The following is a 23068-nucleotide window of genomic DNA, read 5'->3' on the forward strand; positions in this document are numbered from 1 at the left end:
AAGTACATATTTCACTAAAATAGTGATTAAGTGTTCTCCTTAATTCTATTACTCCTGCTGCAAGCTTATATTTCTTATATTGTTTAACTGCAAAATGACTTGGGTCTTTCTTTTCAAGAGCTTCAAAGAGCCTATCAATTGGGTTCATATAGGTTTCGTCATCTTCTCTAACTTCACTTGCGTCAATCATATCCAAAAGCGTCTTAAAGTTCTTTTCTTCTTCTGGTGCTTCATAATAGATATAACCGATAAGGGCAGTGTAATATAACTTTTCAGCCTTTACCCAAAAATCTTCTCCTGCCTTTTCTCCATCTCCCTTTGTATTAGCAATTATAGTTTGTACAAGCTTTAAAATATCTTTTTCACTTCTCAAATAGGCAAAGGGATTGTATTTCATGGACTTTTTGAAGTTTATTGTGTTTAAAATCTTTATGTCATATCCATTTTCATAAAGCATTTTTCCACACTCTAACACAAGTGTCCCTTTAGGGTCTGTTACTACATAGGAAGAGTGCATTTGCATTAGATTTGGCTTTACATAAAATCTTGTCTTTCCTGATCCAGAACCTCCTATTACTAATACATTTTTATTTCTGGCGTATTTAGGATTTTTAGGTCTTGAGTTCATTGTTAGTCTTTCGGTATTAGTTATAAGAACATTGTTTTCAAACTTAGGGTCAATGTATGGAGCAATATCCTTGCTTTCTCCCCATCTTGCAGATCCATATTCCTTGCCTTGCCTATATTTCTTTTTGTTTTTACCTTTGCTATAAACAATTAGCTTAACAAGACCAGCAACTGAAATGCCTAGTAACAAGTCCCTTGGATTAAGGCTTGGTATATAAGATAGAGTTCCTATATCAGAAATTCCCACCATTATTCTATCAATAATATCTCCTCCTACATAAGAATTGATGTGCTTAGAAAAGATATTTCCAATGTAGAAGAATGATAGATAGGGAATGTTTGATAATATAAATTTCTTTGGGTTGTCTATTTTAATTAAGTTTTTAATATCAGAAAGAATGGCTTCTAATATCTTATTCATCGTAGAAACCTTCACTATCTAATAAAATTAGTAGGTAGTGCCTTCCTTTTGGTGTTATAAATGTTTGTATGCCTACAAGTGTACCTAGTGGATCAACCCATTCTTTTACTTCAAAGTATCCCTTATTCTTATCTGCATAAGGTAAGAGTTTCTTTTTCTTATCTCTATAAATTAATCTTTTATCCATTAAAAAACTTATAAACTGGTTTTGTGGTATGCCTAACTCTTTGGCAGTGTTTCTAAAGTTTGTAAGTAGGTTATAATCTACTAATTTGTCATAATAATCTGCCTTTGGTATTAATTCTTCAATTTCTTCTTCTCTTTCGGCAATAATTCTATTGGCTACCAGAATTGCATCTGCAAGTAGCTCTTCGTTAGTTTTCTTTTCTTGCCCCGCTATATATCCTCCATTTTTTCTAATACTTGGTAAGACTTCTCTAGTTACCCAAGCTTTGAATACTTTTGCTTGTGGTAGTTTTGATGAGAGGATAAGTGAATACAATCCTGACTCATTAATTATTGAAATATTCTGTATTCCTCCAGGGGTGTTCCATTTCGTTACACCCTTATCTTTTTCATCTACATGGTCATAAACAGCTTTCCTCGGATTGACATAACCTAACATAGTTGCTACTTCATTTGCTATAAAGAAAAACTCACCGTCTTTTTCTATAACAGTGAGTTTCCCAAAATTCTTATTTTCAAATGTTTTTAAATTACTTATCATAAGCTTTGCTCCTTATGTTTATTTTTAACCTTATCTTTGCTAATGGTATCCTTAGCCATATCTTTAAACTTATTTATAGTCTTCGTTATTGAATCTTTCCTATCGGCTTTTCTTTCAGAAGCCTTAACCGCTTTTTTAAAGGCGTGTTCCATTACCTTTATATCCTTAGATTGAAAAAACACAGAGTGGTTACCAGTTTCCTTATCTTTCATAACAGAAAACTTCACTCCGTGTTTATTTAAAATTTTCTTTAATTCTTTTAACTCAGGATCCTTTAGATTAATTTCTTCTAACTGTCCCTTTTTAACCATATCCTTTAGCTTTACTTCTTCTCCGTTATTTTTTATTACATTTTTCAAGCCTCCTTGTTTTTCTATTTGCTTGTGAACTTTCTTTAAGGCATCAAGAATTGCTTTACTTGTTGCTTTTGCAAGTCTTACTTCAAGATTAAGACTCGACCTAGATACTTCTTCATTAATCATCTATTCCACCTCCATATAAAAGTAACTCTTTGTATTTTCTTAACTTCTCCTGATGTATTTTTCTTCTAAAATCTTCTCCCGTAACTTTAACTGGTATTGTCATTTCAAGTATTCTTGAATATATCCTCTGATACTCAAGATCAATATTTTGATTTTGAATAATTTCCAATGATAAGTTTGTAGTAAAAATTGTCGGTTTACCCTTTAAGTATCTTGAGTTTATAATGTTATATACTTGTTCTCTTGCATAAGATGTATCCCTTTCAATTCCAAGGTCATCTAAGATTAACAAAGGAATATTTGATAGGTTACTTATTATTTCATTTGAATCAACCTTAAATGCAGATTTTTGTATTTGATTTATAACCTGAGATAAATTCATAATCTTAGCTTTAACTTGTTCTCTTTCAATTAATTCATTTGCAATAGAACAAGCAAGATAAGTCTTTCCACTGCCAACATCTCCATAAAATAAAAGTCCAACATTGTCTTTCTTCATATGCTCAAAGCTTTTAGCGTAGTTGTAAGCAACCTTATAGGCTTGCCCTTTTTCATTTAAGAATCTCTCAAAAGTATATTGGTGTTGGTTTGGAGATGAAAAACAATCTCTTTTTAGCGATGATATTCTCGTTAATATTTCTCTTTCTGCATTTTCCTTATCTCTTTTTATTTCACATTCACATTTAATTCTGGGAATAAACTTTGTAAATCCAAGGTCAACTAATTCTCCATCGACTCTTTTACCACATACCTTACAATAAATATGTCCATTTCTTTCAATATCATTTTCTCTTAATACAAAATCTTTTAAGTTCTTCATAAACTCTCTCCTATATCATAATTCATTTTCCTTGTTGTATTATCATTAATGTTTTTTGCCTGATCATTAAGATACCAATTGATTATCGTTGCCTTGTGGTCTTGATACTCTCTGTTATTTGCTTTCATATATGACGACAATCTATCAATATATTCACTAATTCTGCTTCCTAACTCATTTGTTAAGTCCTTGTATTCTTCATCAGTCAAAAATATGTTTTTATATATTCCATAAGGCTTTTGCCCTTTACTAAAATCATTATTTCTTAACTCATTATTACTAATATTGTTATAGTTACCTTCCGATTTTCGAAAATCTTGACTTTCGATATTCGAATCTCTTGAATTTCGATTATCGAACTTCTGGAATTTTGTTTTTCGAACTTCTTGATTTTTTAATTCCATATTATTAAATATGCTCATAAAGTCTTTAACATAAATTCTGTTAGGCTTTCCAAGTCCTTGCCTTTTCTTTTCAATCAGTCCTATTCCTGATTTAATATCAAGCTCAGCTATTAATTTATTTGCTTTTTCACTTGCACAATTAAATTGATCTTTTATACTTTCAATTGTGTAGTAAATAAAGACTTTTCCATCTTCATCTATCCAGCCATTTTTATATGAAAGACCCATTCGATTAAGCATATATGAATACAAAACTTTAGCTTCAATAGAAATGCTCTCAAAAATCTCATCTTCCATTAATACCATAGGTAACCTAATGAAGTTATACATTTCAGATTGCCTATTATAAAAATAATCAAAATTCATTCCTACCTCCTCTCTTTAAAATAAAAAAAGACGACAGAATTATTGCTTTCTATCGTCTACGGTTGTCTTATATTTATTTTTCTTCAAATTGATTTTATTGTATAGTTTAATAATTCTAATAATCCAATAACATATATACCTAATTTAGGTAATCCAAATGGACTAAATAAAAATGCTAATATTAGTGCTTCAATTACAATTTGCTTGTCTCCTTGAAAAATGCTAGCTATTCCAATTATAAAAATCAAAGTAGAAACTACGCTTAACAACGCAGTACTCAAACTTAATATGAAGGTTAAAAAAGCTATGAGCAAACTCAACACTAATCTTATCGGTAATAAAATTATTCTAATTATCCATCTCATACATACTCCTAAAAATTAAACTGGGATTCATAACAAACCCCAGTTTCATAATTAGCGTGTCCTTTAATATAATTTTGATCCTGCTGGAATATTATCATCCAGCATTATTAAGTTAAGTTTTTCTTCACCGTCATACTCACAAATTGCAGATATAATCATACCTTCTGAGTCGATTCCCATCATCTTACGAGGGGGAAGATTACAAATTGCAAGTAGTGTCTTTCCAATTAAGCTCTCTGCGCTGTAATATTCCTTAATACCAGATAAAATAACTCTTTCTTTTTCAGAACCATCATCTAATGTAAATTTCAAAAGTTTTTTTGACTTAGGAACTTCTTCGCAGTTTTTAACCTTTACAACTCTAAAATCAGATTTTGAGAAAGTTTCAAAGTCTACCATATCTTCAAATAATAGTTCAACTTTCACTTTTGAAAGGTCAATTTCTTCTGTCGTAAGTTTGTCGTAAGTTTCGTAAGTTTCTTTTGACAAACCCCCATTTTCTGCCTTTTCTAAGCCTATTGGCTTCATTGTTGGGAAAAGTAATACGTCTCTGATTGAGCGTTGACCTGTTAAAACCATAATTAATCTATCAATTCCAATTCCAAGTCCGCCTGTTGGAGGCATTCCTACTTCAAGAGCGTTTACGAAATCATAATCCATCATCTGAGCTTCGTCATCACCTGCTTCTCTTTTTGCAACTTGGTCTAAAAATCTTTGTTTTTGATCAACTGCATCGTTTAATTCTGAGAAAGCATTAGCAATTTCTGCCCCATTAATAAAGGCTTCAAACCTATAAGTTAGACTCGGATCATCATTTTTTCTTTTTGCAAGTGGTGAAATTTCTACTGGATAATCAATTATAAATGTTGGTTGGATTAATTTATCTTCAACAAATTCATCGAAAAATTCTGCAATTATTTCGCCTCTTGTTGATTTTACATCAACACCTTTTTCTTTGGCAATTTTTACTGCATCTTCGTATTCTGTAATTTCATTGAAATCTACTCCAGAATGTTCTTTTACAGCATCAATCATAGAAATTCTCTTCCATGGAGCTTTAAGTTCAATTTCTTTTCCATCAAACTCAACTAGGCTTGTGCCTTTAACTTTATTTGCAACAGTCTCTACCATAGTTTCTGTGATTTCCATCATATCTTCAAAATCGCCATAAGCTTGGTATAATTCCATGGTTGTAAATTCTGGGTTATGAGTTGCATCCATGCCTTCGTTTCTAAACATTCTGCCTATTTCATAAACCTTATCAAAGCCACCAACTATTAATCTTTTTAGGTAAAGTTCTGATGCAATTCTCAAATACATTCCAATATCCAGACTATTGTGGTGGGTTATAAATGGCCTTGCGCTAGCTCCTCCTGCAATTGTATTTAAAATTGGTGTTTCAACTTCCAAAAATCCTCTGTTTTCTAAAAATTTTCTAATTTCAGAAATTATTTTACTTCTTAATACGAAAACATCTTTTACTTCTGGATTTACAATTAAATCAACATATCTTTGTCTGTATCTTATATCAGGATCTTTAAGTCCGTGCCATTTTTCCGGTAAAATTTGTAAAGATTTGGTCAAAAGATCTGCATGTTCTGTTTCAATTGAAACTTCACCTTGATTAGTTTTGAAAACTTTACCTTCAATCCCAATTATATCCCCAATATCATAGCCCTTTGTTTCTTTAAAATTATCTCCCATGATATTTTTACGATTTACAACTTGGATTTGACCAAGTGAATCTTGTACATCCATAAAACTCATATTACCATGACCACGTCTTGCCATGATTCTTCCTGCAACTCTTACATTTTTTCCTTCAAATTCATCAAAATTATCTTTAATTTCTTTTGATAGGGTTCTGTTTCTAAAATTAACAATTTGGTGAGGATTTTTTCCTTCAGCCTTTAAATTTTCTAGCTTTTCCCTTCTGATTTGAAGCATTTCATTGAGGTCTTGATTTTTATTTGCCATATTTACTCCTATCTTATTTCTTTAATAGTATAGTAGCATTTTCCGTTTGGTGTTACAACTTCTACTTTTTCACCTTTTTTCTTACCAAGTAAAGCTTCACCTACTGGTGATTCGTTAGAAATAAATCCGTCAAGAGGATTTGATTCTGCAGTTCCTACAATTTTATATTCAAAGTCTTCATCAAATTCTTCATCATGAATTAAAACTTTGCTTCCTACACTTACTTCATCCTTGTTTGTAGAATCTTCAAAAGTTTTAGCATGTCTTATCATATCTTCAACTTTTGCAATTCTTGATTCAACTTCACCTTGTTCGTTTTTTGCTTCATCATAATCAGCATTTTCTGAAAGGTCCCCAAAAGATCTAGCTTCTTTTATTTTTTCAGCTATTTCTGGTCTTCTTTTTGTTTTTAAATATTCTAGTTCATCTTGTAATTTTTGTAGGTATTCTTTTGATAGAATTACTTCTTTATTCTCTGTCATTTTATCATCCTTTCAGCGTGGATTTATATTTTTCTAACTCATCCATCACTTCGTCAATTTTATTTATTTTATTAAGCTCATCACGGATTTTGCTGGAATTTTTAAGTCCTTTTATATACCATGACAAGTGCTTTCTCATTTGAGTAACAACTAATTTTTCTTCTTTATATTTTAATTCTATTTTATATTGGTCAATTAATTGGTCTATAATTTCTGTGGGGCTTGGCTTTTCATAGGATCCAGTTTTTATATAATCTTTTATTTCCTTAAATAAAAAAGGATTGCCCATAGCTCCCCTTGCAAGCATAACCCCATCTGCTTTTGTTTTATCAATAACTTCTATAAAATCTTCAACAGAAAATATATCTCCATTCGCAATAACTGGAATTGAAAGATTTTCTTTTAATGTTCTTATATGATTCCACTTTGCAGATCCACTATACATTTGATCTTTTGTTCTTGCATGTAAAACTACATAATCAATTCCTGTATCTTGGGCAATTTTTCCTATGTCTAGATAATTTATATGGTCATTGTCAATTCCAAGCCTAAATTTTATATTGATTTTTTTGTCAGTAGATTTTCTCAAAGTTTTACAAATTCCCTCAACCAATTTTGGTTTTGCCATAAGAGCGCTGCCCTCGCCATTTTTTGTGATTTTTGCAACGGGACAACCCATATTAAAGGAAATTTCTTTTGATTTTTCTATTGGATTGATTTTATCTTTTACTACCTTTTCTATGACATCAGGTTTTGAACCAAAAATTTGTATATTACAATTTTTTTCATTTTCAGCAATAAACAATAAATCGTCGGTTTTTTTATTGTCATAAAAAAGGGCATTTACTGATACCATTTCTGTAAAAGTTTTATCTGCCCCATATTTTTCTGCAATTAATCTGAAACCAACATCACTGACTCCAGCCAAAGGAGCCAAGATGATTTCTTTATTTTTTAATTGTTCTCTCATAAATCAATCTTAAACCTTCAAGGGTTAGGTCGTTTTCAACTATTTCTATATATCTTGATTCTGATGCCAATAATTCTGAATATCCACCAGTTGAAACTATTTTAATTTCATCTTTTGATATTTTTTCTTTTTTTGTAATTTCTCTTATCAACTCTTCAATTATTCCATCAATCAAACCTATATAACCAAAAACCATTCCTGCATTTATTGCCTCTGTGGTATTTTTTGCTATAGCTGAGCTTGGATCGTGAAGTTCAATTCTTGGGAGTTGGGCAGTTCTATTTATTAGTGCATCAAGACTAGTCTTAAGTCCTGGTGCAATTGATCCTCCCAAAAATTGTCCGTTTTTATTTACAACATCAAAAGTTGATGCTGTTCCAAGATCGACTACTATAGTAGGTCCGCCATACATTTCATAAGCTGCGACTGCATCTACAACCCTATCTGCACCAACTTCTCTTGGATTATCATATTTTATATCAATTCCAGTTTTTGTGCCAATTCCTACAATCATAGCTTCTCTACCAAAAAATTTTCTATTTGCTGATTGCCAAGAATATAGGACATCTGGTGCTACTGATGATATGATTGTATCTTCTATATTATCCTTATCAATTTTGTGGATTGCAAGAATATTGTATAAGATTTGAACAATTTCATCGCTTGTTACAATTTGATTTGTTGTAATTCTAAATTTTGTTTTTAATTTTTTTTTATTGTAAACGCCAATTACTGTATTTGTATTGCCGACATCTACTACAAGTAGCATATTTTCTCCTAAATTTTATTATCTAAACATTAACTCTTATATGATACAACTTTTTGTATGGTTTTTCAAGCTATTTGCCCAATTTATGCTTTCTTATTAGCCTATTTATTTCTTCAATATCCTCAAATTTTACTTGGGCAGATTCTTGGCTTTCTTGGTGGTCTTTTTTTACAATTACAACCAAACTTCCACGTTCTTTGTCAAAACCCCATTTTTTTAATTCTTTGTAAGTAAAAAATGAATCATTCAATAAAATTCCGTTTTCAGCAACATACATTTTTGTTCTTGTATTTAGGAAAAATACAAGGCCCATGATAATCATAACAGAAGCAGTTATAAGAGCTGTTTGATTTTTCATCCTAATTCCTTGGAATAAATTAATGACTCCTGTTACAATCAAAAGAGCAAATAAAATATATTCCATATTTGTAGATCTTTTACCAAAACTTTTTATTTGACCTTCAAGATTTTTCTTATTTTTTATACTTTTAAAAAGTTTAAATCCAAGCCATCCTATAAGTCCTAAATAAATTAATATAATTAATTTGTCAAATTGTTTCATATTCCCTCCTATTTTTATTTAAACTTAAAAAATAAGGCTTTTTTCAAAAAATGAAATAAAGCCAAATTTAATAAGATTTTAACATTTTTCTTTTTTATTCTACTCGTAAACTTCTCTTTTTAAAACCCCTATAAAAGGAAGGTTTCTATACATTTGCATATAATCAAGTCCGTATCCTACTACAAACTCATTTGGTATTTTAAAACCTGACCAATCAGGTTTAATTTCTATTTCTCTTCTTTCAGGTTTATCAAGTAAGGTAATTATCTTTACAGAATTTGCTCCTCTTTTTACTAGAGAATGTCTCAAAGCATCAAGAGTTCTTCCTGTATCAATTATATCTTCAACCAACAAAACTTCTTTTCCAGTAATATCTGTGTCCAAATCTTTTATTATTTTTACATTTCCAGAAGATTCTGTTCCGCTACCATATGATGAAACATCCATAAATTCCAAAGTGCAATCTATTTTGATATTCTTAGCAAGTTGAGCCATAAACATAATTGAACCTTTTAAAATTCCAACAAGCACAAGTTCGTTTTTATCTTCATAATATTCATTAATTTGACTTGCAAGTTGTTTTATTCTTTTGTTTAAACTTTCTTCATCAATTAGTACTTGGTCTATTACTTCTTCTAAATCAACTTTCATATATCCTCCACACTTATCATTAAAATATTATCATCATTTTTTTTCACTTTAAAATCTTCACTTCTTCTCAAATTAACAATCCAAGAAAGTTTATTATTTATAAACAAAAGCGGGATTTCATCTCTTAAATTTTTATCGATTTTTTCATCAATAAAGAAATTTTTGAGTTTTTTTCTTTTTCCATCTTTCATGGCAGTAAAATAATCGCCATTTACTCTATACCTTATTTTAATTGAAATATCATCAAAATTTTCAAAACTATAAAAAACTTTGTTCTTTTTACTGGAATTTTTGTAATAATCATAAGAAACTAGAGAAGTTTTAAATTTATATTTTCCAAAAATTTTCTCATCATTTGTTTTCATATAAATTTCTTCATATTTTTTTTGAGAATTTTTATTATTTATGTAAAAATCATAAGACCTATAATTTTTCTCAAATATCAAATCATCTTTAATAATTTTTTTACCATTTGATAAATACTTGATTTTCAAAAAATCTTCTATATTTGTTTTTGAAAAATCATTGATGTTACCATATAAAATTTCTATAGCCCTTCTAATAAGCCTTGCTTTTAAAGGATCTGAAATTTCTTCAAATTTAGATTTATCAAAAGAAAGATGATTTTTTTCTTTTTTTATTATAATTTTTTCAAGTTTTTCATCTTCAATTTCTCTTAAAATATCAAAGTCATTTTTTGCAATTTCAGATAAAGATACCAAAGAATTTTTAAAATTGGGATTGATCTTTTCTATCTCTGGTATTATTTCAAGCCTAATTTTATTTCTGGTATAATCAGTTTCCAAATTTGTGTAGTCAATGTGATAGGAAATTTTAAATTCATCCAAAAATTCCAAAATTTCACCTTTACTAAAATCCATTATTGGCCTAATTATATCTTCATTTTTATAATCCATAGCCCTTAGTCCATCAAGGCCTGTCCCTCTAATTATTCTCATAAGAACTGTTTCAGCCTGATCGTCCTTGTTGTGGGCAATGGCAATTTTTGGATTTTTATATTTATTTTTTACAGACCTAAAAAATTCATACCTTAAAATTCTTCCAGCATGCTCAGAAGATATTTTTTTCTCTTTGGCAAAAGTATCCATAGATTTTCTTTCAACAAAAGTCTCAAAAGATAAATTTTTTCCAGTTTCAATTACCAAATTTTCATCATTAGTGGCATCAGCCCTGTGCATATGGTTAAGATGGGCAAGGACAATATTAATCTTATAGAAATCTTTAACTTCATTTAATAAATAAATTAAAAATTGACTATCTGGTCCCCCGCTTGCTCCAACAATTATGGTATCATTTTCTTTAATTAGATCATATTTTCTTACAGTAGACTTAAACTTATTTATTATTTTCGTCTTTGTACACATATTCGTCTTTCTTGATCATGCCCAATTTTTCTCTTGCAACTTTTTCCATGTACTCGTCCGTATTTCTATTTTCATAATCTTCTTTAATAGAATCTATATCTTTTCTTAATGAAGAAATTTTACCAGATGTTAATTTGATATCATTATTTACAGTACCAATTTGTGCATTTATTTTATTATTAAAAGATTTAGCTAATAAAAAAACTAATACAAAGGCAAAGATACACATCATTAAAAATCTTTTATTTTTTTTGGACCTATTTTTTAGGTATCTTTCGTACTTATTCATCTAAAACCTCATACATTTCACTTGCGTCATTTTTTTTGGCGCCTTCAATTAAATCAAGGACTTTCACCTTCAAATTGCTTTTTCCAAAGCTAATTTCAATAATATCCCCATTTTCAACTAAGCTTCCGGGCTTTGCAATATTGCCATTGATTTTTACTCTTTCATTTAGGCAAGCATCTTTTGCAACCTGCCTTCTTTTAATAATTCTTGAATTTTTTAAAAATTTATCTATTCTCATTAAATCACCTTAAAATTATTATAACAAATAAAGCCCTATTTAGTCCATAAAAAACAATTTCATTTATTTTTTATTTATATAGTATAATCATAGTGGTGATATTATGAATAAAATCCTACATATAGACTGCGATGCTTTTTATGCTTCTTGCGAGGAGCTAAGGGATAAAAATTTAAAAAATCATCCTATGGCAGTCGGAGGTCTTTCAAATAAATCAATTATTACAACAGCAAATTACAAGGCAAGAGAATACGGAATTCATTCTGCCATGCCAGTTTTTATTGCAAAACAACTTTGCCCAAATTTAATTATGGTAAAGGTTGATAGAAAATATTATAAGAAAAAATCCCAAGAAGTTTTTGATATTATAGAATCCTATTCTCACATTAAAGAGCAAGTTTCAATTGATGAGGCTTATATTTATGTAGATAATGATGAGGATAAAAAAATTCTTGCCAAAAAAATTCAAGACCAGGTATTAAATCAAACTGGAATTGGTGTATCTATTGGAATTTCCTACAATAAATTTTTGGCAAAACTTGCAAGTGACTGGAATAAGCCTTTTGGAATCAAAGAAATAAATAAGGAAGATGTTCCAGAAATTTTAAAAAATTTGGATATAAAAAAAGTCCACGGGCTTGGAAATAAATCAGTTCAAAAATTAAAAGATATTGGAGTTTATAAAATATCAGATTTATTAAAACTTGACCAAGAATTTTTAGAGTCACTTTTTGGAAAACAAGGATCTTATGTCTACAAGGTTATTAGGGGCGAAGATAAGAGAAAAGTTCAAACAAATACAAAAAGAAAATCTATTGGGAGGGAATTTACTTTTAGAAAAAATACCAAGGATAAAAAAATTCTCTATGCCTATATTGAAGAAATTTCTGAAAAAATCGAAGAAGATTTAAGGCAAAAAGATATAAAAGCCTACACTATAAATTTGAAAATAAAAACAGAATATTTCAAAACTCATACCAAATCTTACACTCTCCAATCACCTATTTCAAAAAAAGATAATATTTCAAAAATTGCAAAAGAGCTTTTAGATCAAATTCTTTCTAATGAAAAATTAAGGCTTATTGGAATTTCCCTATCAAATTTATCAAAAAAAGATCATAGACAATTATCACTTTTTGATTTTTAAAATAAAAATCGCAAGCTAGTAAGAATTTACCTGCTTGCGATTTTTTTATTCTTCTTCGTTTTCAATTTTTTCTTCAACTTCTTCGGATTTTTTATTGTCAGTCTTTATTGTTTGTCTTAATTTTTCTTCAATTTCATTTAAAATATCTTCATTTTGTTCAAGATAATCTTTTACATTCTCCCTACCTTGACCAAGCTTTTCGCCGTTATAAGAATACCAGCTTCCAGCTTTTTCGACGATATCTTCATCAACTGCAGAATCTAAAATTACTCCAGATTTCGAAATTCCAGTTCCATACATTATATCAAATTCAACAACCTTAAAAGGAGGAGCAACTTTATTTTTTACAACTTTTACTCTGGTTCTGTTTCCAACCATATTATCGCCTTGTTGGATTGTTTTTATTCTTCTTATATCAAGTCTTACAGAAGAATAAAATTTCAATGCCCTACCACCAGTTGTTGTCTCAGGACTTCCAAACATAACTCCAATTTTTTCTCTTAATTGGTTTATAAAAATTACTGTTGTATTTGTTTTTGAAATAATTCCAGTTAATCTTCTTAAGGCTTGACTCATAAGTCTTGCTTGAAGACCCATGTGGCTGTCTCCCATTTGTCCTTCGATTTCTGCTTTTGGAACAAGGGCTGCAACTGAATCGACAACAATTAAATCTACCGCCCCAGATCTTACCAAAGATTCTGCAATATCTAAAGCTTGTTCTCCAGTATCTGGTTGAGATAAAATTAATTCATCAATATTTACGCCCAATCTTTTTGCATATTCTGCATCCATAGCATGTTCTGCATCGATAAAGGCACAAGTATTTCCTAATTTTTGATCTTCAGCAATACAGTGAAGAGTTAGGGTTGTTTTTCCTGAAGATTCTGGTCCAAAAATTTCTATAACTCTTCCTCTTGGAAGTCCACCAACTCCAAGAGCAATATCAAGATTTATAGCTCCAGTAGGAATTACAGTTACATCAACCTTTGGCGCCTCACCCATTTTCATGATTGCGCCTTTACCGTATTTTTTTTCAATATTTTTAAAAGCCTGACTTAGGGCTTTTTCTTTTTCCTTATCAATCTCTTTAGTCATGTATTTTCCTTTCTATTATAATTTATATTTTTAATTTAAATATCATCTAAATTTAAAACTTTTTTATTTTTAACCAAATAATCAATTCCTGATAAAACTGTCAAAACTACAGCTATATAAAATATTACAAGGCCTATTGAGTTAAGGGTTTGATTGTTTAATAAAAGCATAACTGTTGATACACATTGGCTCATTGTTTTTGCTTTTCCGCCCTTACTTGCCGCAATTGTAATATTGTTGCTTGCTGCAAGAGTTCTAAGTCCTGTAATAATTAGCTCTCTTGAAATTATCAAAATAACTGCCCAGCTAGGAATTATATTTGTTGCTGTTAATAAAACAAATCCTGCCATGGTCAAAATTTTATCAACTAATGGATCCATAAATTTTCCAAAAGTTGTAACCAAATTTCTACTTCTTGCAAGATGTCCATCAAGAGCATCTGTTAAAGATGCAACTGCATAAAAAAAAGCAGCAACATTATACAATCTACCAAAAATTAAATATAATAACACAAAAACTGGTACCAAAATCATTCTTACAGTCGTAACTTTATTTGCTATATTCATTTTACTCTCCTTCTAAATAGCTATGATCTACTAAAACTTTTCTAGGCTTGCTGCCCTCGTAACCACCAATTATTCCACGAGCTTCCAATTGATCAATTATTCTTCCAGCTCTCGCATAGCCAACTTTTAATTTTCTTTGGATAAGAGAAACAGAAGCTGTATTTTCATTTATAATAATTTCTATTGCTTCATTAATCAATTCATCTTCGTCGTCGTTTTCAATAACTTTTGTTTTTTCTTCAACAGTTTCCATAGCTTTTTTGTCATATTCTTCTTCGCGAGTTTCTTTTATATAATTTACAACTCTTAAAACCTCAGAATCTGAAACAAAAGCTCCTTGAATACGCATCGGTTTCATTGCATCTGACGGAGAAAATAACATATCTCCTTTACCTAGAAGAGTTTCTGCCCCACTCATATCAAGAATTGTCCTTGAATCAATTTGACTTGTAACAGCAAAGGCAATTCTTGATGGAATATTTGCCTTGATTGTTCCTGTTATTACATCAACAGTTGGCCTTTGAGTTGCAATAATTAAATGAATTCCACAAGCCCTAGATTTTTGAGCAAGTCTTGTAATATAATCTTCAACCTCGCCTGCTGCTGTCATCATCAAATCTGATAACTCATCAATTATTATAACAATATATGGAAGTTTTTCTATATTTTCATCGATTTCTGTAAGGTCTCTATATGAAGAAATATCTCTAACATGATTTTCTTCAAATAATTTATAACGTCTTTCCATTTCCCTGATTGCCCAAAATAATGAAGACGAAGCTTTCTTTGGATCAGTTATTACTGGCATAATCAAATGAGGAATTCCATTATAAATTGAAAGCTCTACGATTTTTGGATCAATCAATAGTAATTTAACCTCGTCTGGCGAATGCTTATATAAAATTGACATGATAATTGTATTTATACAAACACTTTTTCCAGATCCTGTCGCTCCCGATACAAGAAGATGGGGCATTTTTTCTATAGCAGAAACTTTTGGAGATCCTGATATAGATTTACCCAAAACAAAAGGAAGTTCCTTTGTGTTTTTTATAAACTCTTCGCTTGCTATCATTTCTTTTAAGCCAACAACTTCTTTTTTAGAATTTGGAACTTCAATTCCTACATGACTTTTGCCTGGAATTGGTGCTTCAATTCTTATATCGCTTGTTGCAAGGGCAAGAGAAAGATCATCAGATAAGTTTAAAATTTTTGAAACCTTGACTCCTCTTTGGGGTTTTAATTCAAAACAAGTTACACTTGGTCCAATGTTTATTTGAACAACTTTTGATTTTATACCAAAAGAATCCAGGCATTCTTCAATTCTTCTAGCCTTATCTTTAATATCATTTTGGTCAACTTCACTTCCATTTTCCCTATCATCCAAAAGGTCAAGTTTTGGAAATTTATAATTTAGAGTATATTCTTCCTTAAAAGTCTGGTCAAAATCTGACAAATCAACTTGTTTTGACTTGTAAGAATTTATTTTTGCTTTTTCAAATCTTTCATCAAAATCATCGTTTATATTTTTTTTGTTTTCTTCTTCTAAATTTATAACTTTATCAGAATTTGAATCATCTTTACTTTCATATTTTTCTCTTCTTGCATTTTTCTTCTCTTTAATTTTTTTAAGCTTTTTTTCCTTAAAATCGGTTTTTATTTTATTGGAAATTTTCATATATTTTTTTCCTACGAAATTTCCTAAATTTATCGAATTTTCTTTAACTTTTATAATTAAATCTTTATAAGATATGCCTCTTAAATTTTTGATTAAAGAAATCCAAAAAATAAGGTATAAAATTATAATTCCAGCACTTCCTATAAGAGATTCCAAATAAAAAGCAAGCCTTGTTCCCAAAATCCCTCCAGATTTTCTTATAAATCTTTCGGTTGTTTTTAAAGATATAGATAAATTATCGCCTAGAAATTTCATAGATAAAATTGCCATAGTAAGTAGAATCAGGATAAATAATATATTAAATACCCTAAGATTTTCCTTGAATTTATCTATAAATACAAACAAAAAGCTTGTAAAAATAAAAAGAAAAATAAAATAAGACATAAATCCAAAAAGTTTAAAATTATTATATGTAATAAAATCTCCAAGTCTTCCAGTATTTGGAAGGATTAAAAAAATAAATCCTAAAAGAGAGACAAACATAGAAAATATAGAAAATGATTTCTTATTGAATTTTCTATCTTCAGAATTTTTTGAATATTTAGATTTTTTTCTTTTTCTATTCGTATTTGTATTTGCCATATTCACCTCATATAAATTATATAACAAAGGGGAAAATAAATAAACTGCCTATTAATTGGCAGCCTCTATTACTTCTACAATATTTTTAAGGGCCAAGCCAAAAGACTTGGCCCAATTTTGTAGTTAGTTATATATTCTAAAAAATTAGTCTTCTTTAGATTGATTTTTTTCTTCTTCAATTAATAGGGCTTTTCTTGAAAGATTGATTCTTCCTTGCCTATCAATTTCAGTTACTTTTACCCTTACCTTGTCTCCAACTTTTAATACGTCTTCAACTTTTTCAGTTCTTTTTGTATCAATTTGAGAAATGTGTAAGAGTCCCTCTTTACCAATTGCAATTTCTACAAAGGCACCAAAGTTCATAATTCTTTTTACTTCGCCTTCATAAATATCTCCAGCTTTTGGATCAGTTACAATTGATCTAATCATTTCGATTGCTTTTTTGCCGCTTTCTCCATCATTACTTGCAACTGTTATGTGTCCATCGTCCTCAGTTTCAATTTTTACACCAGTTGCATCAATTATTTTATTAATTGTTTTTCCACCAGAGCCTATTACATCCCTAACTTTTTCAGGATCAATATCTATGGAAAAAATTCTTGGAGCATATTTTGATAAATCTTCTCTTGGTTTATCAATTGCTGAAGTGATTACATCAAGAATTTTAAGTCTTGCTTCATGAGCATCAGCCAAGGCTTCTTGTAAAACTTCTTTATTTATTCCAGAAATTTTCATATCCATTTGTAGGGCTGTTATTCCATCTTTTGTTCCAGCAACTTTAAAGTCCATATCTCCAAGATGGTCTTCAAGTCCTTGGATATCTGTAAGGATTGAAATTGAATCTTCTTCTTTGATTAAGCCCATTGCAATTCCTGCAACAGGTTTTTTAATTGGAACGCCCGCATCCATAAGTGATAAAGTTGATCCACAAATTGAAGCTTGTGAAGAAGAACCATTTGATGATAAAACTTCACTTACAACTCTTATTGTGTAAGGAAAATCATTTGTATCAGGTAAAACCGGAATCAAAGCCCTTTCAGCCAAGTGTCCATGTCCAACTTCACGTCTTCCAGGTCCTCTTAATGGTCTAATATCTCCAACGCAAAATGGTGGGAAATTATATTGATGAATATATCTTTTTGTAATTTCATCCCTATTCATTGAATCGATTACTTGTTCTTCACCAGGTGAACCTAAGGTTAAAACTGATAAAACTTGAGTTTGTCCTCTTTGGAATAATCCTGAGCCGTGAGCTCTTGGCAAAAGTCCAGCTTCTGCAGATAGTGGACGAATTTCTTTCATCTTACGTCCATCAGGTCTAATTTTATCAATAGAAATCATTCTTCTAACTTCTTTTTTCATTATAGAATCTACAGTCTTGTGAATTTCATCTTCACTTTCTGGAAATTCTTCTAAGAAGTCTTCCCTACATTTTTCTTCGATTTTATTAATATCGTCTTCTCTTTGAACCTTATCAGTTGTTCTTATAGAATTTTTAATATCTTCTGTATATTTATCTTTGATTTTTCTTTGAAGTTCAGTTTCAACTTCTTCAGAAACTTCCATTTTTTCTTTTCCAATATCATCAATAATGGTCTGAATAAATCCGCAAATTTCTTTAATTTCAGCATGAGCTACCATCATAGCTTCAAGCATTTCATTTTCTGATAATTCATTCGCACCAGCTTCAACCATGTTTATTGCATCAGCTGTTCCTGCAACTGTTAAATTTAAAGATGATTTTTCTCTTTGGTCCTTATTTGGGTTTACAATATATTTTCCATCAACATAACCAACAGAAACTGCAGCAACTGGTCCATAAAAAGGAATATCAGAAATTCCAAGAGCGATAGATGCACCAATTGTTGTCATACAATCAGGTTCATTGTCTTCATCTACAGAAAATGGAGTTGCAATTACTTGCACGTCATTGTAGAAATTTTCTGGAAACAAAGGTCTTAAAGGTCTATCCATTTGACGTGAAATTAAAATTGCCTTATCAGATGCCTTTCCTTCTCTTTTAATAAATCCACCAGGAATTTTTCCAACTGCATAAAGTTTTTCTTGGTAGTCACAAATAAGCGGGAAAAAATCTATTCCCTCTCTTGGTTTGTCGCTTGCAACAGCAGTAACCAATAAAATTGTATCACCAGTTCTAATTAGGCACTCACCATTTGTTTGCTCAGCAACTTTTCCAATTTTTATAGATAAATCAGATCCATTTTGTGACTTATATTCATAAGTTTTTTCCATTTTTTCTCCTAACTACAAAAAAGACGGGATAAGCCCCGTCATATTTAACTATTTTCTTAATCCAAGTTTTTCAATAACTTCACGATATCTTTCAATATCATTTTCCATTAAGTAATTTAAAAGACCTTTTCTACGTCTAATCATTTTGAAAAGTCCTCTTCTTGAAGAGTGGTCTTTTTTGTTTGCTTTTAAATGTTCAGTAAGTTCTTTGATTCTTTGAGTAAGAATAGCAATTTGAACTTCTGCTGAACCAGTATCTTTTTCGTCTTTTTGAAATTCTTTAATAATTTGTGTTTTTTGATCTTTATTTAACATAAAATCCTCCTAAATATATTCGCCATAACCATGAAATAGTCTGAGGAAGCTTAGTTCATAGTTAAGGTATCTTTGATATTATACCAAATATCTATATATTTGCAAAGAAAAATAAATTAAATTGTAAAAAAATTTTAAAAATCTATTTCATCAACAAGAGTCTTAAAATCAAAAATTTCATAATCATAGCCACAATCTTTTACAAGTTTAAAAATATCTTCATTTTTAATAAAAACTGTCTTAGTATTATCATCCGGATGAAAAGTCATAAGATTATTTTCTTCTATCATATCTTTATCAAAAAATACTTTTATATTTTCATCAGTATTCATCAAACCAAAAACTGAAATTATTCCAACTTCTTGCTCCATAATTTCATAGACTTTTTTGGGATCAAGAAAGTGCATTCCTTTTTCATTTAATAGTTTGTTGTAATCTTTTAGGCTAATCATTTTTTGATCATCCATAACAATTAAATAGTACTGTCTATTTTTTCTATTAGCTAAAAAAAGATTTTTTGTCCTAGCACCCTTCTTTCCTTCAATATATTTATCAGCCTCTTCCGTAGTTTCAGCTGGAGGATGTTCTACCATATCATAATTTATATTTAATTTATTAAGTCTATCAAAAACTTTTTTAGAACTACTCATAAATTCCCCTTAAATTTTCTAAGCACAGTTTCACTTCGATATTATTAATACCCAAAAGTTTAAAAGAAAAAAACACACAAAAAAAAGAGCAGTTTCCTACTCTTTTCTATATTTTTCTATTAAATTTCTTCCAGTTTTTTTATCTTTTTCCATTTGCTCTATTAATTCATCTGCTGATTTGAATTTATAATCAGGTCTTAAATATTCTAAAAACTCTATGCTTATATTTTTTCCATAAATATTTTTGGAAAAATCAATTATATAGGTTTCAATTTTTACTTCTTTATTTTCAAAAGTTGGATTTGTTCCAATATCTGTTAGGGCATAATAAAAATCTCTGTCTATATTTACTCTTGTAAAATAAACTCCCGATTTTGCTGTAACATATTTGAATGATGGTTTTAAATTTGCCGTTGGAAAATTTAAGAGTCTTCCCCTTTGGGCGCCTTTTACAACTTTTCCTTGCATTTTAAAAGGATGACCCAAATCTTTGTTGGCTTTTTCAATTTTTCCTTCTCTTACCATTCCTCTTATATCTGTTGAATTTATAATTTTTCCATCATCTAGCTCAAAATCTACAACTTTTGTCTTGTAAGCAAAATCATCTTGGTATTTTTTTAGAGTATTTGTATCTCCTTTAGCCATTTTCCCAAACCTGTAATTATCCCCAACAATAACATATTTTGTATTTAGTTTTTTATATAGGATTTTTTCTATAAATTCATAGGGTGATAGGTTTTTGAATTTATCAGAAAATTCTAAAAGGCAAAAACATTTTATTCCCATATTTTTTAAAATTTCAATTTTATCATCAAGGCTTGTAAGATATTCTTTTTCTCCATTTAAGATATTTTTGGTGTTTTCTTTAAATAATAAGACTGATGGGGTAAGATTTTTTTCCTTTGAAATTTTTATATTTTCTTTCATGAGCTTTTGGTGGCCTCTATGAACCCCATCAAAATTTCCAAGACTTACTACCTTTGGAGATAGGTCAAACTCATTAAAATCTAAGTCAAATATTTTTATATTATCCTTCATAAAACACCTTCTTAATCTTTAAAGTCTTGTTTTCATTTTTGTATTCCCCAAGTCCAATGAAAAAATCTTCAACATAAACTCTCAAATATCCTTCAACATTTTTTTCAAAATCAACTTTCATAGTCATTCCATTTGTAGCTTGTTTGTAATAAGACTTATCCAAAATGATTTTTTCATACTGACCCAAAGCCTTATCTATAGGAATTAGATTTTTTAAAATTTGATTAGGATCCATTTTTTCAAAATCTTCAATTTTTATGGCATCTTTTACATGAAAATCTCCAACTTTTAGCCTTCTAAGCTCTTTTACAGTGGCAAAAGTTTTTAAAATCTCGCCCAAATCATTTACAAGACTTCTTATATAAGTTCCTTTTGAACAAGTTATTTTTAGCCTTGCGTAGGGAAAATCAAAGTCAATAATTTCAAAATCATAAATTTTAATTTTTCTTTGTTTTCTCTCTACTGTCTTCCCTTCTCTTGCAAGCTCATAAAGTTTTCTTCCCTTGTGTTTTAGGGCTGAATACATGGGAGGAGTTTGTAGGATTTCTCCTAAAAAATTTTCTTTTATTGCCTTTTCCAAATCTTTTTTTTCAAAAGTATTTGAAGATTTTTCCAAAACTTCTCCAGTTATATCTTGGCTATCTGTTTTTTGACCAAAAAATGCAAGAGTCTCATAAATTTTAACTTCGTCCATTAAAAAATCTGAAACTCTTGTTGCTTTGTTGATTAAAAGTGGCAAAAGGCCTGTTGCAAGAGGATCAAGTGTTCCTGCATGGCCTATTTTTTTTATGCCTAGTTTTTTTCTTGCTTGATATACACATTTTCCTGAGGATATTCCTGTACTTTTATCAATTAATAAAATTCCGCTAGTCATTTATTGCCTCTTCTAAAATTTTTCTCATTTTATTTAAAGCCTCATCCATTGAATCTGCATTTAATGTAAATCCAGATGCTCTAATATGACCTCCGCCACCATTATTTCTTGCAATTTCTGAAACATCAAGATAATCTTTGCTTCTTAGAGAAATTTTATATTCATTTTCCCCGTACTCTTTTACAAGACAAGCAACTTCAATTCCCTTTAAATCTCTTAGCATATTTACAACAGATTCGCTATCCCCCATTTGAACACCAAAATCCACGCAAGTTTTTTGGCTTACTCCAACCAAAGCATAGGGCTTTTTAAATTCTACCTTGTTTAAAAGATGATTTTCAAATTGTAATTTTGAAATTTCCTTATTTTGGTAGAGATTTTTATAAATCATTTCAAAATCAGCCCCAATTTTATAAAGGTCTGCTGCAGTATAAAAAGTTAGCTCACTTATATTTGAATATAAAAATCTACCAGTATCAGTAACTAAGCCTGCATAAAGTAAAGTTGCAATTTCCTTATCCATTGGAAGATTTAATCTTTTTATAATTTCATAAACAAGTTCACAACTTGCAGGAGAATCTGAATGAATTATATTTAAATCAGTTTTTATAGATCCGCCTTTATGATGATCAATCACAAGAACATTTTTCGAATTTTTACAAATTTCTATAGCCTTATCAATCCTATCAAATTCTGAACAATCTACAATTATAAATAAGTCATATTCTTTTTGACTTGGATCTTTATAATTTTCAATTTGAGGAAGAAATTTTAAGTAATCATCTACTTGACTTATCTTTATTACATCTGCTTTTTTCCCATAAAGTTCAAGAGACTTCCTAAGACCAAGGGCTGATCCTAGGGCGTCTCCATCTGGATTTATGTGGGCTGAAATAGCAATTGAATTAGCCTTATCAATAAAATTTTTAAATTTTTCTAATTCTTTTTGACTAATCTTCTCGATTTTTGGCATTTTTTTCATCCCTTTTTATGGTTTCAGCAATTAGCTTATCCATATAGACGCCATGTTCGATAGAATTGTCATATTTAAACCTAAATTCTGGCATTGACCTAAGTCTCATTCTCTCGCCGATCAATTTTTTCATATAACCTTTTGCTTGGTCGAGTGCCTCTATTACAGATTCCTTTTTACTTTCATCTCCCAAAACTGAAACAAAAATATCAGCATAGGAAAGGTCGTTTGTAACTTCTACTTCAGTTATAGAAACTATTACATTGTCTGATAATCTTGGATCATTAATATCTTCTGCTATAATTTTTGATAATTCTTTTTGCATTTGTGAAGATATTTTTAAGGTTCTTCTTTTATCCATT

25 protein-coding genes and 1 pseudogene are annotated in these 23068 nt (G+C 29.7%); 1 reads left to right on the forward strand and 25 read right to left on the reverse strand.

Translation table 11 applies throughout. The features are described from left to right. Window positions 1-52 precede the first annotated feature (52 nt). The 15 genes and pseudogenes from BN2087_RS08040 to BN2087_RS08110 all read right to left on the reverse strand — a co-directional run. A pseudogene (locus BN2087_RS08040) lies at window positions 53-1048 on the reverse strand (type IV secretory system conjugative DNA transfer family protein); the annotation flags it as partial. Next, window positions 1041-1775 carry a BRO family protein gene (locus BN2087_RS08045; RefSeq protein WP_049691256.1) on the reverse strand — a complete coding sequence of 245 codons (735 nt, stop codon included), beginning with the start codon at window positions 1773-1775 and terminating at the stop codon, window positions 1041-1043. The gene BN2087_RS08045 and the pseudogene BN2087_RS08040, both read right to left, overlap by 8 nt. Then, window positions 1772-2257, reverse strand: coding sequence for a PcfB family protein (locus tag BN2087_RS08050; RefSeq protein ID WP_049691257.1), 486 nt, complete (start codon window positions 2255-2257; stop codon window positions 1772-1774). Before BN2087_RS08050 ends, BN2087_RS08045 begins: the two co-directional genes overlap by 4 nt. Continuing rightward, window positions 2250-3077, reverse strand: a complete 828-nt coding sequence (locus tag BN2087_RS08055; protein ID WP_049691258.1) for an ATP-binding protein — start codon at window positions 3075-3077, stop codon at window positions 2250-2252. The genes BN2087_RS08050 and BN2087_RS08055 overlap by 8 nt, the downstream gene beginning before the upstream one ends. After that, window positions 3074-3847 (reverse strand): replication initiator protein A, encoded by a 774-nt coding sequence (locus BN2087_RS08060; protein ID WP_049691259.1) that lies wholly within the window; start codon window positions 3845-3847, stop codon window positions 3074-3076. The genes BN2087_RS08055 and BN2087_RS08060 overlap by 4 nt, the downstream gene beginning before the upstream one ends. Window positions 3848-3930: 83 nt before the next feature. After that, entirely contained in the window at window positions 3931-4212 is a 282-nt protein-coding gene (locus BN2087_RS08065; protein ID WP_001267200.1) for a CD1845 family protein, read from the reverse strand. Window positions 4213-4275: 63 nt separating this feature from the next. Next, window positions 4276-6189 carry a lysine--tRNA ligase gene (gene lysS, locus BN2087_RS08070; protein ID WP_049691260.1) on the reverse strand — a complete coding sequence of 638 codons (1914 nt, stop codon included), beginning with the start codon at window positions 6187-6189 and terminating at the stop codon, window positions 4276-4278. 8 nt (window positions 6190-6197) lie between these two features. Next, window positions 6198-6671 carry a transcription elongation factor GreA gene (gene greA / locus BN2087_RS08075; RefSeq protein WP_049691261.1) on the reverse strand — a complete coding sequence of 158 codons (474 nt, stop codon included), beginning with the start codon at window positions 6669-6671 and terminating at the stop codon, window positions 6198-6200. Between the two features lie 4 nt (window positions 6672-6675). Continuing rightward, on the reverse strand, window positions 6676-7641 hold the full coding sequence (gene dusB / locus BN2087_RS08080; protein ID WP_049691262.1) for a tRNA dihydrouridine synthase DusB: 966 nt from the start codon (window positions 7639-7641) through the stop codon (window positions 6676-6678). After that, window positions 7619-8410, reverse strand: coding sequence for a type III pantothenate kinase (locus BN2087_RS08085; protein ID WP_049691263.1), 792 nt, complete (start codon window positions 8408-8410; stop codon window positions 7619-7621). Before BN2087_RS08085 ends, dusB begins: the two co-directional genes overlap by 23 nt. 70 nt (window positions 8411-8480) lie before the next feature. After that, window positions 8481-8972 (reverse strand): DUF5673 domain-containing protein, encoded by a 492-nt coding sequence (locus tag BN2087_RS08090; protein WP_049691264.1) that lies wholly within the window; start codon window positions 8970-8972, stop codon window positions 8481-8483. A gap of 99 nt (window positions 8973-9071) precedes the next feature. After that, entirely contained in the window at window positions 9072-9623 is a 552-nt protein-coding gene (gene hpt / locus BN2087_RS08095; protein WP_049691265.1) for a hypoxanthine phosphoribosyltransferase, read from the reverse strand. Continuing rightward, entirely contained in the window at window positions 9620-11008 is a 1389-nt protein-coding gene (tilS, locus tag BN2087_RS08100) for a tRNA lysidine(34) synthetase TilS (protein WP_049691266.1), read from the reverse strand. The genes hpt and tilS overlap by 4 nt, the downstream gene beginning before the upstream one ends. Beyond that, window positions 10980-11297, reverse strand: a complete 318-nt coding sequence (locus tag BN2087_RS08105) for an FtsB family cell division protein (protein WP_049691267.1) — start codon at window positions 11295-11297, stop codon at window positions 10980-10982. The genes tilS and BN2087_RS08105 overlap by 29 nt, the downstream gene beginning before the upstream one ends. After that, window positions 11290-11535, reverse strand: a complete 246-nt coding sequence (locus BN2087_RS08110; RefSeq protein ID WP_049691268.1) for an RNA-binding S4 domain-containing protein — start codon at window positions 11533-11535, stop codon at window positions 11290-11292. Before BN2087_RS08110 ends, BN2087_RS08105 begins: the two co-directional genes overlap by 8 nt. Before the next feature lie 103 nt (window positions 11536-11638). On the opposite strand from BN2087_RS08110, the gene BN2087_RS08115 reads away from it, so the two are divergent. Beyond that, on the forward strand, window positions 11639-12682 hold the full coding sequence (locus BN2087_RS08115) for a DNA polymerase IV (RefSeq protein WP_049691269.1): 1044 nt from the start codon (window positions 11639-11641) through the stop codon (window positions 12680-12682). Window positions 12683-12727: 45 nt separating this feature from the next. Here BN2087_RS08115 and recA read toward each other — a convergent pair whose 3' ends face one another. The 10 genes from recA to rbfA all read right to left on the reverse strand — a co-directional run bounded on the left by recA (window position 12728) and on the right by rbfA (window position 23067). Further along, window positions 12728-13777 carry a recombinase RecA gene (gene recA / locus BN2087_RS08120; RefSeq protein ID WP_049691270.1) on the reverse strand — a complete coding sequence of 350 codons (1050 nt, stop codon included), beginning with the start codon at window positions 13775-13777 and terminating at the stop codon, window positions 12728-12730. A 35-nt stretch (window positions 13778-13812) separates the two neighbouring features. After that, complete coding sequence (gene pgsA, locus BN2087_RS08125; RefSeq protein WP_049691271.1) at window positions 13813-14343, reverse strand: CDP-diacylglycerol--glycerol-3-phosphate 3-phosphatidyltransferase; 531 nt, start codon at window positions 14341-14343, stop codon at window positions 13813-13815. Between the two features lies 1 nt (window position 14344). Then, the gene (locus BN2087_RS08130; RefSeq protein ID WP_049691272.1) at window positions 14345-16603 is read right to left on the reverse strand and encodes an FtsK/SpoIIIE family DNA translocase; all 2259 of its coding nucleotides are present in this window, start codon (window positions 16601-16603) and stop codon (window positions 14345-14347) included. 144 nt (window positions 16604-16747) lie between these two features. Further along, window positions 16748-18856 (reverse strand): polyribonucleotide nucleotidyltransferase, encoded by a 2109-nt coding sequence (locus tag BN2087_RS08135; RefSeq protein WP_049691273.1) that lies wholly within the window; start codon window positions 18854-18856, stop codon window positions 16748-16750. Between the two features lie 48 nt (window positions 18857-18904). Next, entirely contained in the window at window positions 18905-19171 is a 267-nt protein-coding gene (rpsO, locus tag BN2087_RS08140; RefSeq protein WP_049691274.1) for a 30S ribosomal protein S15, read from the reverse strand. Between the two features lie 134 nt (window positions 19172-19305). Beyond that, on the reverse strand, window positions 19306-19821 hold the full coding sequence (locus tag BN2087_RS08145) for a YbaK/EbsC family protein (RefSeq protein ID WP_049691275.1): 516 nt from the start codon (window positions 19819-19821) through the stop codon (window positions 19306-19308). Window positions 19822-19917: 96 nt separating this feature from the next. Further along, complete coding sequence (locus BN2087_RS08150; RefSeq protein WP_049691276.1) at window positions 19918-20859, reverse strand: bifunctional riboflavin kinase/FAD synthetase; 942 nt, start codon at window positions 20857-20859, stop codon at window positions 19918-19920. Further along, window positions 20849-21733, reverse strand: coding sequence for a tRNA pseudouridine(55) synthase TruB (gene truB / locus BN2087_RS08155; protein WP_049691277.1), 885 nt, complete (start codon window positions 21731-21733; stop codon window positions 20849-20851). The genes BN2087_RS08150 and truB overlap by 11 nt, the downstream gene beginning before the upstream one ends. Further along, window positions 21726-22706 carry a DHH family phosphoesterase gene (locus tag BN2087_RS08160; RefSeq protein WP_049691278.1) on the reverse strand — a complete coding sequence of 327 codons (981 nt, stop codon included), beginning with the start codon at window positions 22704-22706 and terminating at the stop codon, window positions 21726-21728. The genes truB and BN2087_RS08160 overlap by 8 nt, the downstream gene beginning before the upstream one ends. Further along, window positions 22684-23067, reverse strand: coding sequence for a 30S ribosome-binding factor RbfA (rbfA, locus tag BN2087_RS08165; protein WP_049691279.1), 384 nt, complete (start codon window positions 23065-23067; stop codon window positions 22684-22686). Before rbfA ends, BN2087_RS08160 begins: the two co-directional genes overlap by 23 nt. Between the last annotated feature and the right edge of the window lies 1 nt (window position 23068).

This window comes from Anaerococcus jeddahensis (genome assembly GCF_001182725.1).
Lineage (GTDB): Bacteria > Bacillota > Clostridia > Tissierellales > Peptoniphilaceae > Anaerococcus > Anaerococcus jeddahensis.